11 protein-coding genes are annotated in these 11,578 nt (G+C 67.7%); 10 read left to right on the plus strand and 1 reads right to left on the minus strand.

Going from position 1 to position 11,578, the window contains the following annotated elements; translation table 11 throughout:
- Window positions 1-76: 76 nt before the first annotated feature.
- A complete protein-coding gene (gene lexA, locus ABZU75_RS41900; RefSeq protein ID WP_343972512.1) occupies window positions 77-787 on the minus strand; it encodes a transcriptional repressor LexA in 711 nt (236 codons plus the stop codon).
- Window positions 788-1,430: 643 nt separating this feature from the next.
- Between lexA and ABZU75_RS41905 the strand changes: the two genes are divergently transcribed.
- The 10 genes from ABZU75_RS41905 (at window position 1,431) to ABZU75_RS41950 (ending at window position 11,519) form a co-directional block, all read left to right on the plus strand.
- On the plus strand, window positions 1,431-1,691 hold the full coding sequence (locus ABZU75_RS41905) for a LysM peptidoglycan-binding domain-containing protein (RefSeq protein WP_355567530.1): 261 nt from the start codon (window positions 1,431-1,433) through the stop codon (window positions 1,689-1,691).
- A gap of 410 nt (window positions 1,692-2,101) precedes the next feature.
- Window positions 2,102-2,563, plus strand: coding sequence for a transcriptional regulator NrdR (gene nrdR, locus ABZU75_RS41910; RefSeq protein ID WP_355567533.1), 462 nt, complete (start codon window positions 2,102-2,104; stop codon window positions 2,561-2,563).
- A gap of 82 nt (window positions 2,564-2,645) precedes the next feature.
- Window positions 2,646-5,468 carry a vitamin B12-dependent ribonucleotide reductase gene (locus ABZU75_RS41915; RefSeq protein WP_355567507.1) on the plus strand — a complete coding sequence of 941 codons (2,823 nt, stop codon included), beginning with the start codon at window positions 2,646-2,648 and terminating at the stop codon, window positions 5,466-5,468.
- A 274-nt stretch (window positions 5,469-5,742) separates the two neighbouring features.
- Entirely contained in the window at window positions 5,743-6,012 is a 270-nt protein-coding gene (locus tag ABZU75_RS41920) for a hypothetical protein (RefSeq protein ID WP_355567509.1), read from the plus strand.
- Between the two features lie 184 nt (window positions 6,013-6,196).
- Window positions 6,197-7,288, plus strand: coding sequence for a site-specific integrase (locus ABZU75_RS41925; protein ID WP_355567512.1), 1,092 nt, complete (start codon window positions 6,197-6,199; stop codon window positions 7,286-7,288).
- An 8-nt stretch (window positions 7,289-7,296) separates the two neighbouring features.
- Window positions 7,297-7,605 (plus strand): helix-turn-helix transcriptional regulator, encoded by a 309-nt coding sequence (locus ABZU75_RS41930; protein WP_355567515.1) that lies wholly within the window; start codon window positions 7,297-7,299, stop codon window positions 7,603-7,605.
- 954 nt (window positions 7,606-8,559) lie between these two features.
- Window positions 8,560-9,564, plus strand: coding sequence for a hypothetical protein (locus ABZU75_RS41935; RefSeq protein ID WP_355567518.1), 1,005 nt, complete (start codon window positions 8,560-8,562; stop codon window positions 9,562-9,564).
- A 207-nt stretch (window positions 9,565-9,771) separates the two neighbouring features.
- Window positions 9,772-9,930: a hypothetical protein gene (locus ABZU75_RS41940; RefSeq protein WP_355567521.1), complete on the plus strand. Its 159-nt coding sequence runs from the start codon at window positions 9,772-9,774 to the stop codon at window positions 9,928-9,930.
- A 12-nt stretch (window positions 9,931-9,942) separates the two neighbouring features.
- Entirely contained in the window at window positions 9,943-10,152 is a 210-nt protein-coding gene (locus tag ABZU75_RS41945; RefSeq protein ID WP_355567524.1) for a LysR substrate-binding domain-containing protein, read from the plus strand.
- A 191-nt stretch (window positions 10,153-10,343) separates the two neighbouring features.
- Window positions 10,344-11,519 (plus strand): DUF3103 family protein, encoded by a 1,176-nt coding sequence (locus ABZU75_RS41950; RefSeq protein WP_355567527.1) that lies wholly within the window; start codon window positions 10,344-10,346, stop codon window positions 11,517-11,519.
- Window positions 11,520-11,578: the final 59 nt, after the last annotated feature.

Raw genomic sequence — 11,578 nt, forward strand, 5'->3', positions numbered from 1 at the left:
CCGACGTCGGGGTGCCGGTCGCCCGGCGTGGCGTGCGTTCTCGAGCGTGTGGCCCGGAGGGTTGAAGGCGCGTGCTTCAGAGCTTGCGGAGGACCGCCACGACCTTGCCGAGCACGGTGGCCTCATCACCCGGGATCGGGTCGTAGTTGGGGTTGTGCGGGACCAGCCAGACGTGGCCGTCCCTGCGCTTGAAGGTCTTGACCGTGGCCTCGCCGTCGATCATCGCCGCGACCACGTCACCGTTGTCGGCCACCGGCTGCTGGCGTACGACCACCCAGTCGCCGTTGGCGATGGCGGCCTCGATCATCGAGTCTCCGGTCACCTGGAGGAGGAAGAGCGTGCCCTCGCCGACGAGTTGCTTAGGCAGGGCGAAGACATCCTCGATGCTCTCCTCGGCGAGGATCGGGCCACCGGCGGCGATCCGGCCGACGAGTGGCACGTAGGCGGCGGTCGGGCGGCTGACCGGGGTCTCGTCCTCGCCGGAGTCGGGATCCACCCACAGCACGGGCTCGCCGGGAAGGCGCACCTCCAGAGCACGGGGGCGGTGCGGGTCACGCCGCAGGTAGCCCTTGCGCTGCAAAGCCGTCAACTGGTGCGACACGCTGGAGGTGCTGGTGAGCTGCACCGCCTCACCGATCTCCCGCATGGACGGCGGGTAACCGCGCTGCTGCACGGAGTCGCGGATCACTTCAAGGATCTTCCGCTGCCTGGGGGTGAGGCCAAGGGAGTCACGCCTTCGCACCGCCAGGTCGCTGGCGGCCGAACCGTTCTCGTTGTGCTGGCTCATACGAACTCCTCGCCTCCCGGTCTGTATCTGATGTGTCGCACACAGCGACCATACAACGGCCGAAGATCATATTCAAACAATTGTTCGAATGTCCTCGATATCGGCGACGCCGTGGTGTACAACATCGTACGGGAGTTCGATCGACATCGTGTTCGATTCACCGATCTTTCTTCGACATGTGTTCGGCCAGGTCGAGGGGATGGGGGCCACCGTGAAACCGACCGCGACGACACCACGATCCATGGCCGTGCCGAGATCCCGGACCGCGCGGCGATCGCCGGGGGCACCGCTGCTGCGCCTGGTGCCGCCACCGAGATCGGAGCCCGCTCCCGCGCCGGAATCAGGCAGCCGGGCCGGGGTGGGGCGGAGTCCGGAAGACGGAAGGGTGCCGGGGCGGCCCGGGCGCGAGCGGACGGCCGGGCGGCCTCGGGAGCCGGAGGCCGGGTGTGAGCCGAGACTCGGGCGTGGCGCGAGGCGTGGGCACGGGCAGGGGCCTCGGCGGGGGCTTGGGCATGGGGCGCCGGGCCGGGTGCCCGGGGCGGGAGCGGTTCGTGCGGGCGTCCGTCGCCCAGGTGCCGTCCGGCCCCGGACCGCCAGGCGGCCACTCCGGCTCACCCGGCGTGGGAGGATCGTGGCGGTGACGATGCTCGTACTGTTCACCCTGGGGATGCTCTGGGTCGGCGGGCGCATCGACACGGCCCTGGCGGGCGAGCGGACGGGTCACGAGGGCCTGCCCCGGATCACGGTGCACGCGGGTGACACGCTGTGGAAGATCGCGGACGCGTTGACGCAGGAGGGCGACGCCGGCCGGGCGGTCCGTCGCATCATGGACCTCAACGGGCTGGCCGACTCCGAGGTCCGGCCCGGAACCCGGCTCTATCTCCCCGAGGGCCTCATCCGCTGAGAAGTGGCGCATTCCGTGGGGCGCGTGGGATTGGCCGGCGGGGTTCGAGGAAGGCGTGGGCGAGCCGCGCGGGAGGGTTCGATGAGGGTCCTGCCTGACATATCGTCTGGGACGCATGTGAGGGAAGGGGTGCGTGAGGTGGGAGGGCATCGCCCGAGGGGCGACACGCCGAGACGTGACGGCTGATCAGCGACTTCGTGTGGCGAGGGCCTTTCAACTTGCGTTCATGGTCGCGCACTTCTACCGTTAGACCACAACATCTAGTGGCTGCACTACAACACTTCACCACAGATTGTGTTTCCATTACCGCATCTCGACTATTCGAGGGGCGTGCGCGAGCGTCTCGACATGCGCGCCATGGGGCAGGTGAGGTGGGTGAGCCGCTCTCGCAGCTCAAGGAGGCGACGCGCGTGCACTGTCCGTTCTGTCGTCATCCGGACACGCGAGTCATCGACAGCAGGGCCACCGAGGACGGCGGTGCCATCCGCCGCAGGCGCACGTGCCCGGAGTGCGGGCGCAGGTTCACCACACAGGAGACGGTCCTGCTCATGGTGAGCAAGCGCAGTGGCGTGACGGAGCCGTTCTTCAGGGACAAGGTGATCGCCGGGGTCCGGCGGGCCTGCCAGGGGCGGCCCGTCGGCGAGGACTCCCTGGCGCAGCTGGGCCAGCGGGTCGAGGAGAGCATCCGGGCCACCGGATGCGCCGAGATCGCGGCCCACGAGGTCGGGCTGGCGATCCTGGGGCCGCTCCGCGAACTGGACGAGGTGGCGTACCTGCGGTTCGCCTCCGTCTACCGGGGGTTCGAGACCCTGGCCGACTTCGAGGCGGAGATCGAGCAGCTCCGGGTGGGGCGCTCCAGCGGGCAAGACTGAGAAAGACCCTGGGCGCCGGGGGTGAGCGGCGTGTTGGTGTGGTCCGATATGAGGGCTCGCGGAGCCCCAGGAGGGGGAAATCATGACGGAGACCGCCGGCGCGGTGGCACGTGGGAGCAAGCGGCCGCGCAAGGGCCTGAGGATGAAGCGCATCTTCACCACCCCAGGCGTGCACCCCTATGACGAGCTGTCCTGGGAGCGCCGTGACGTCGTCATGACCAACTGGCGCGACGGCTCGGTCAACTTCGAGCAGCGCGACGTCGAGTTCCCCCAGTCGTGGTCGGTCAACGCCGCCAACATCGTGACCACCAAGTACTTCCGCGGCGCGGTCGGCACCCCGCAGCGGGAGTGGAGCCTCAAGCAGCTGATCGACCGCGTGGTGGGCGTCTACACCCGTACGGCGGTCGAGCACGGCTACTTCGCCGGCGAGGAGGACGTGGAGATCTTCGACCACGAGCTCAAGCACGCTCTGGTCAACCAGGTCTTCAGCTTCAACTCCCCCGTCTGGTTCAACGTCGGCACGGCGTCGCCGCAGCAGGTCAGCGCCTGCTTCATCCTGGCCGTCGACGACCAGATGGAGTCGATCCTCGACTGGTACAAGGAAGAGGGTGTGATCTTCAAGGGCGGTTCCGGTTCCGGCGTCAACCTCTCCAGGATCCGCTCCTCCAAGGAGCTTCTCTCCAGCGGCGGCACCGCCAGCGGCCCGGTCTCCTTCATGCGCGGAGCGGACGCCTCCGCGGGCACCATCAAGTCCGGCGGCGCCACCCGCCGCGCCGCCAAGATGGTGGTCCTCGACGTCGACCACCCCGACATCGAGGAGTTCGTCGAGACCAAGGCGCGCGAGGAGGACAAGATCCGCGCCCTCCGTGACGCCGGGTTCGACATGGACCTGGGCGGCAAGGACATCGTCTCCGTCCAGTACCAGAACGCCAACAACTCCGTGCGCGTCTCCGACGAGTTCATGCGCGCGGTGGAGCAGGGCGAGGAGTTCGGCCTGCGTGCCCGGCTCACCGGCGAGGTCATCGAGAAGGTCGACGCCAGGAGCCTGTTCCGCAAGATGGGCAAGGCCGCGTGGGAGTGCGCCGACCCCGGCGTCCAGTACGACGACACGATCAACGACTGGCACACCAGCCCCGAGACGGGCCGCATCACCGCCAGCAACCCCTGCTCGGAGTACCTGCACCTGGACAACTCCTCGTGCAACCTGGCGAGCATCAACCTGCTGAAGTTCCTGAGAGACGACGACACCTTCGACATCGCGAACTTCGTGAAGATCACTGAGCTGATCATCACCGCGATGGACGTCTCCATCACCTTCGCCGACTTCCCGACCGAGAAGATCGGCGAGACCACTCGTGCCTACCGCCAGCTCGGCATCGGCTACGCCAACCTCGGCGCGCTGCTCATGGCCACCGGCCACGCCTACGACTCCGAGGGCGGCCGCGCCCTGGCCGGAGCCATCACCTCGCTGATGACCGGCGCCTCCTACCGCCGCAGCGCGGAACTGGCCGCGGTCGTGGGCCCGTACGACGGCTACGCCCGCAACGCCGACGCGCACAAGCGGGTCATGCGCAAGCACAACGACGCCAACGAGACTCTGCGCACGTTCGAGAAGATGGACGGCGACATCCACCACGAGGCCTCCAAGCAGTGGGCCGAGTGCCTCAGGCTCGGTGAGAGGAACGGCTACCGCAACGCCCAGGCCTCGCTGCTCGCGCCCACCGGGACCATCGGCCTGATGATGGACTGCGACACCACCGGCATCGAGCCCGACCTCGCCCTGGTCAAGTTCAAGAAGCTCGTCGGCGGCGGTTCCATGCAGATCGTCAACCAGACGATCCCGCGCGCGCTCCGGCAGCTGGGCTACCAGGAGGAGCAGATCGAGGCGATCGTCGAGTTCATCGCCGAGCACGGCCACGTCGTCGACGCCCCCGGCCTGCGCCACGAGCACTACGAGGTGTTCGACTGCGCCATGGGCGAGCGCGCGATCGCCCCCATGGGGCACGTCCGGATGATGGCCGCGGCCCAGCCGTTCCTGTCCGGCGCCATCTCCAAGACCGTCAACCTCCCCGAGTCCGCCACCATCGAGGACATCGAGCAGGTCTACATGGAGGGCTGGAAGCTCGGCCTGAAGGCCCTCGCGGTCTATCGCGACAACTGCAAGGTCGGCCAGCCCCTCTCGGCCGCCGGCAGGAAGACCGAGGCGAAGGAGGCTGTCGCCGAGCCGGAGATCCAGGTCGTGGAGATCAGCCGCCCGACCCGTCGCCGGATGCCGAACCAGCGTCCCAGCACCACCACCCGCTTCACCGTGGGTGGCGCCAAGGGCTACATGACCGCCTCCTCCTACCCCGACGACGGCCTCGGCGAGGTCTTCCTGAAGATGTCCAAGCAGGGCTCGACCCTCGCGGGCGTCATGGACGCGTTCTCGGTGGCCATCTCCATCGGCCTGCAGTACGGGGTGCCGCTGGAGACCTACGTCGGCAAGTTCGTCAACATGCGCTTCGACCCGGCCGGCATGACCGACGACCCGGACATCCGGATAGCGGCCTCGGTGATGGACTACATCTTCCGCCGCCTGGCCCTGGACCACCTGCCCTACGACGACCGTGCCGCCCTCGGTATCTTCTCCGCCTCCGAGCGCGCCGCCCAGCAGCGTGGTGAGGACCCGGCCCCGATCCACGCCGACGAGGTCATCGCCGAGCTCGCCACCTCGGCCCCCATCGAGGAGCCCCAGACCCGAGCCGAAGCGGTGCCGGTGGAAACCCCGCGGCGGGCCGGCTCCCTGGAGTCCCACCAGGGCCGTACCGCCGACGCGCCGCTCTGCATGACCTGCGGCACCAAGATGCGCCCCGCGGGCAGCTGCTACGTCTGCGAGGGCTGCGGCTCCACCAGCGGCTGCAGCTGAAAACGGGCCGAGTTGCATCGGATACAACGTGCTGAATGTCCGCTGTGGGGGATGGCTCGGCCTGGTTAAACGTGGTTGTCCTTTGGCTTCGCAGCCGGAACCGGAGGATTGCCCAGATTCGTCTCAGCCGCTGATGGTTGGCGGCTGAACGGCGAACGCCTGGCCTTGTAGGGGCCAGGCGTTCGGTGCGGCACTGAACTGATGTCAATGCGCTGGGTCAGATCACGCATGACATCAGCTTTCGGGTCGCGATGCAAATTAGACCCGGAGGGGGATGTTGATCATTCCAAAGAATCCTCGTCAGACCGGCGCAAAGGCTGCTTCAGTCGCTGCTAAGACCCTGACCGGCGCGAATGCGACCAAGGCGGAGAAGTCCGCTGCGGCCAGCGCACTGTCGCAGGCTCCCAAGAGCACCGGCCAGACCGGCGCGAAGGCCGCTTCGGCCGCCTGCAAGACGCTGGCGAACCCGAATGCGACCAAGGCGGAGAAGGCTGCCGCAGCCAGCGCGCTGGCGCAGACGCCGGTCCGCCCGAAGAAGAAGTAGCACGCGGCTGCTCGGGGCCTACACCCGGGCAGCCGCCCCGCTGAACGCCGTCTCCGACGGCTGCTCCGCATACTCAGAGCTTGCCGTGTCCTTGTCTTTTGATCACATCAACCACAACAATGTTGCGGTGAATGCAACGGAAGCTCGTGAGGGTCATGTCGGCCGCTTGGCCGGGTCCGCTGGCTTGGAACTCGTCGATGGAGTGGTCCACCTCGACCCTTCAAGCGCGGTGTTCGAGGCGATGCTGCTGGGCTGGGCACGCCAGCAACGCACTCGTTTCCTCAACGAGGAGGCGACGATCAAACCACGGATGTCGCTGGTGCGGCGTTGGGCTGACTTCACGAACCAGTACCCGTGGCAGTGGCAACCTGCCGATGGTGAGGCGTTCATAGCTCACCTGCGGTCCCCGAACCGCAAGAAGCCGGTCGTTCTGTCGACAGGGCGGGGCTACGAGACCACCCTCGCTCTGTTTATGGACTTCATCACCGACCGCCGCTACGGCTGGGCGGCGGAGTGCCTGGAGCGGTTCGGACAGACCCCGCAGCAGATCTTCCACGAGGACAATCGTGTCGCCCACGTGGCCGAATACGAGGGCCAGCCTGATCGCCGCCCGTTGACCTACGACGAGGTCCAGGCCCTGTTCGACGCCGCCGACAGCCGAGTCGAGGAGGCCCAGAATCGGGGCCGCAAAGGCGCGTTGACCGCAATGCGGGACTCCGCCCTGCTCAAGACGGTCTACGCCTACGGGCTGCGGCGCAACGAGGCGCGGATGCTCGACCTCGCCGACCTTCGGCGGGCTCCGAAAAGACCGCAGTACGGCAAACACGGCGGCCTCTACGTCCGCTACGGCAAGGCGTCCAACGGCAGTCCGCCCAAGCGCCGCACGGTGTTCACGGTCAAGGAGTTCGACTGGATCGTTGACGTGCTCGACCACTGGTGCACCGAGGTCCGCCCCGCCTTCTCACCTGGCAAGCTCGCCGCACTGTTTGTCACCGAACGCTCCAGCCGCATGTCCCTGCGCGGCGTCAACATGGCTTTCACCACGGCCAGAGACGCCGCTGGCCTACCGCCCGAACTGGACCTGCACTGTCTGCGGCATTCGTACATCACGCACCTCGTGGAGTTCGACTATCCCGAGAAGTTCGTGTCCATGCAGGTCGGCCACAGCTACGCCAGCACGACCGCGATCTACACCGGTGTGTCCGACGAGTACCGCAACCGGGTGATCCAGCGCGCTCTGAAGGACCGCCACCCTGACCTCTGGGAGAGTCAATGATCAAGAAAATGGGGATCACCTGGAACCTGCGCAAGCTCATGGCCGACCGCGACATGTTCCAGACGACGGACATGGTCCCGCTACTCGCCGAACGAGGAGTCCATCTCTCCCGCGAGCAGGTCTTCCGGTTGGTCACCCAGCCCCCGCAGCGGCTGTCGATGGACACCCTCGCTGCGCTCTGCGACATCCTTCAATGCACCCCGAACGACTTGATCGAAGTTGAGACGGTCAATGCCCAGGTCAGCAAGGCTGTCGGAGACACGGACCGTCCTGCGCCGCAGGTTCGGCGGACCACGATCCGTCGACCGGGCCAGTGAGCCGCACCCGCGACGAGCGCAGAGTCGCAGAACGCCACGAACGACGCGTCCGGATCATCAATGCGCTCACCACCCGCCTGCCTGACCTGGACGCGGAGGCCGCGTCGAACGCACTGCTGCAGGCGCGGGCCGAACGCGGCGTCGCCCAGCGGGAGCTCGACGAGCACTTGGCCGCGCATCCGGACGCGCTCACCTTCGGCGATCCACGTTGCCCGGCCGTGATCGTGCGCCTCGCGCAGGCTCTGCTCGCCGCCGGACACACCGGTGTCACCTCGCCCGGTTGCTCGGAATGTCGACGCGCCGGCATCACGCTGCCTCGCAGCGGCCCGGGCGGCCGGATCTGCCAGGCATGCGCCGCACGAAGCTCCCTGAACAAGAAGCCGTGCGGGCGCTGCGGTCGCACCGCCAGGATTTCCGCTCGGCGAGACGAAGGTGGCGTCTGCTATTCCTGCTACCGCAAGGATCCGCAGGTCACCGAGGACTGCGCGGGCTGCGGACGTTCGCGGATGCCCGTCACCCGACGCTCGGATGGCAAGCCGCTCTGTGAAGCCTGCTGGACTCCGCCCGCGCATACCTGCACCGCCTGCGGTCGCGTCGGCCGCGCCCATTCCCTCGGCTCGGCCGGGGCGCTCTGCCCGACCTGCTACCGCCACCTTGCCCAGCCTCGCCGGACCTGCGGGAACTGCGGCAGGCACCAGCAGATTGTCCGCCGAGCCGCTACCAACAGCCCTGACCTCTGCTGGAACTGCGCGACCCCGGCCGCAACCCCGTGCTCAACTTGTGGGCAGGTTCGCCCCTGCACCAAGAACTCTCAAGGGCGGCTCGTCTGCCGCACCTGTCGGCCCCGGCCCACCAGTGTGTGCTCTGCTTGCAGCCAGGTCCGCCCCGTGCACGCCCACTGGCCCCGCGGACCGGTCTGTGGCGCCTGCTATGTCCGCATCCTCGACCACTCCGATGAGTGCCACCTCTGCCACGAGCAGCAACCTCTGCCACGAGCAGCAACCTCTGATCGCAAGGGACGACAGCGGGCACAACATCTGCGGCCCATGCGCCGGTATGCCCGGCATCTACACCTGCCTGGCCTGCGGCAAGGGCGGACGCCTCTACGCTGATGGCCGCTGCCCCCGCTGCGTGCTCTTGCTCCGCCTCGAAGAACACCTCGCTGGACCCGACGGCCAGGTCTCCTGCCAACTCCGTCCGCTGCAGGACGCGCTGGCCGCCGCAAACGACCCCCGCGGTGTCCTGTGCTGGCTGCGGCGAAGCCCGAACGCACACCTACTGGGCGAACTTGCCGCAAGCGGAAAGCCGCTTAGTCACGACCTTTTAGACGAACTCCCGCCCAGCCGCTACGAGCACTACGTCCGGCAGACTCTGGTTCACACCGGCGTGCTGCCCGAACGCCACGAAGACCTCGACCGGATCCCCGCCTGGCTGGACCAACTCCTGGCCGACCGGCCTGCCCAGCACGCCGCCCTGATCCGACCGTTCGTCCACTGGTTCCTGCTCAAACGGGCCCGCCGCAGAGCCGCCCACCGGGGACCTCACCCAAGACCGCCTCAACCAGTGGCTCGCGGACGGCAGCACGCGCAACTACTCCATCCGCTACCTCCTAAGCTGGCCAGGCTGTTGGGCCAACTCGCTGAAGGCCAGAGCCGACAAGCCAGGATCAAGACCGACGGCCCCGGGCAGCATTGGCTCTTCCCCGGCCTGCTACCAGGGCGCCCAGCCGCCCCGTCTGGGTTCAGCCGCAAGCTCCTCGACCACGGGATCGACGCTCGGCCGGCCCGCAACGCGGCCCTCATCGCGCTCCTGGAGGATGTTCCGCCCCCGATTCTGGCCGATCTCCTCGGCCTCCACATCAACACCGCAGTTCGATGGGCCAACATCGCCAGACGCGACTGGACCGACTACCTTGCCGCCCGCGACCAGGACACGACGAATACCGCACCCTCTGAATAAGTGCACGTCCCCAGTATTCTGGGCGCGCTTCGGATGTGAGGCACCCGGTCAGAGGCGGGGCGTCGGCGGAGGTCCGGTGCCCCGCCTCCGGCTGTCTGTGGGCTTTGCCGCCTCGGACCCGCACCGCTCGCGCCGCGACTCGGGTGTCCCGCAACCGGAGGAGCCGACCTCCCGTGCGGTGAGGGCTCCGCGGCTGATCGGACAGGCATGACGGACCCGGGCGTCGTCATCCCGGCGCCGAGGGGCGCGACGATCATTCCCGAGATGACGCGCGGGCCGGGTTCCTCGTCGAGCACCATCGTTCCCGGCAGCAGGTATCCGACGATGGCGGCGCTGGTCGTGCCCTCGTCCGAGATGAGCCGGTAGTTGAGGTAGAAGGTGACCGGCCTATGGGCCGGGCACACCGAGCGGCTGGCGATACGCTACTTCGCCACGGCGGGCGCCACTCTGATGGCGCCCGCGCTCGCCTGGCTTCGCCAGGAGCATCCGGGCGTGCGAGTCGACCTCGGGATGACCGACCCCGAAGACCCGCTGGGGGAGGCGACGCGGGGCCGTGCCGACCTTGGCCATCGCGATCCGATCCCATAACCGGCTGCACGAGGGCGTCCACACATCCAAGTCCGAAAATGAACGTTAAACCCATTATGGGATTGACCATAAGGGTTCATAAGAAGACGTAACTATTTGATAAGGCGCGCCGGTCATCCTCTGCCTTATGCAACCGCTCGGTTCCCGCAAGAATCCGGCGGCAGTGCTCTATCGGTTGACCAGGAGGTTTTGTGAAGAAGGTAGTTGGGCTGGCGGCATTCGCCCTGGCCGCCACCCTGATGGGTGCTGTAGCGCCGGCGACGGCCGTGGCCGATCCGCTGCCCCCCGGCCAGTCGGCCAAGCTCAAGGCCGCAGAGTCGGCCGCCACCATGGAGGGGCTCAAGCGGACGCTCGCCGAGCAGATCGCCCGCAGGCTCGACAACGGTGAGTTCAGGGCGGTGCTCAACCGCGAGCTGGCGGGTGACGGCCAGGCCGACCTGGCCGCGTTGTTCGCCTCCGTGCCAGGCGCGCAGGACCTGACCGACTACACCCGCCAGGCTGACAGCAAGATCCTGCAGTTGAAGGGTCTCCAGGCCGAAGGCGAGGGCGAGTCGCTGCTGGAGGTCTCGGCCGACCCCGCCACGGTCAAGCGGGTCGCCGCGGGCGAGAAGCCACTGGTCATGTTCACCCCGTCCAAGGACGAGAAGTTCGTCCGCACCGTCACCGCCTACGACTCGGCCGGTCGCACTTACGAGCTCGATGCCCGCCGGGCTCCCAGGCAGGCGGTGCTCGTCGTGGGCCTGAACGAGCGCAAGACCGCCGAGCTGGGCCAGCAGGTCATCCGCAAGGCTCTCAGCGAGGCCGGCATCACCGGAATCGACCGTAAGGCCGATGAGGCCCAGCAGCCTACGGCGCAGGCCGCGGGAACGCCCCGCTGGGCAGCCCAGATCAATCGCATCACCAACTACAACGACCACGAGCCCTGGTACAAGGGCGGACCGGAGATCTACGCCTGGACCATGGGCGCCGGGACCGACGGTAAGGCTCGGGTCGACAGCATCGAGATGCCCTACATCACCAACGAGGGCACGACCTACAGCAACGTGAACCAGGTCCTGATCGAGTGGTCCAACTTCAGCTGGACCGCCGTCGACGTCGTCTTCATGGAGCGCGACGACAACGCCGACCTGTCCGGCCTGGCCAAGGCCATCGTCGAAGGCGTGCTCGTCGTCACCGGAAACGGCCAGTACGTCGCGATCGCCGACAAGGTCATCGGCGCGCTGCCCAGCGACTGGGTCACCGACAGCGACGACTGGGTCGACTCCTGCTACAGCGTCCAGGCCGGCCGCGCCGGACAGGTCAAGTCCATGCCCTGCGCCGCCCGCCCGGTCGGCATGGAGGTACGCCTGATCTCCAACTGGATCTGACGAGTTCGGCTTCGGCCCGACACGTTGACCGCCGCGGCCCCGGTGACACACCGGGGCCG

It is taken from the genome of Streptosporangium sp. NPDC005286 (assembly GCF_040607515.1).
GTDB lineage: Bacteria > Actinomycetota > Actinomycetes > Streptosporangiales > Streptosporangiaceae > Streptosporangium.

What these genes read in the sequence shown, in the direction of transcription:
- lexA (WP_343972512.1), bottom strand. Translation starts at nt 787, where the DNA reads ATGAGCCAGCACAACGAGAACGGTTCGGCCGCCAGCGACCTGGCGGTG.
- ABZU75_RS41930 (WP_355567515.1), top strand. Translation starts at nt 7,297, where the DNA reads ATGGGGATCACCTGGAACCTGCGCAAGCTCATGGCCGACCGCGACATG.
- ABZU75_RS41940 (WP_355567521.1), top strand. Translation starts at nt 9,772, where the DNA reads ATGACGGACCCGGGCGTCGTCATCCCGGCGCCGAGGGGCGCGACGATC.
- ABZU75_RS41920 (WP_355567509.1), top strand. Translation starts at nt 5,743, where the DNA reads ATGTTGATCATTCCAAAGAATCCTCGTCAGACCGGCGCAAAGGCTGCT.
- ABZU75_RS41905 (WP_355567530.1), top strand. Translation starts at nt 1,431, where the DNA reads ATGCTCGTACTGTTCACCCTGGGGATGCTCTGGGTCGGCGGGCGCATC.
- ABZU75_RS41935 (WP_355567518.1), top strand. Translation starts at nt 8,560, where the DNA reads ATGAGTGCCACCTCTGCCACGAGCAGCAACCTCTGCCACGAGCAGCAA.
- ABZU75_RS41915 (WP_355567507.1), top strand. Translation starts at nt 2,646, where the DNA reads ATGACGGAGACCGCCGGCGCGGTGGCACGTGGGAGCAAGCGGCCGCGC.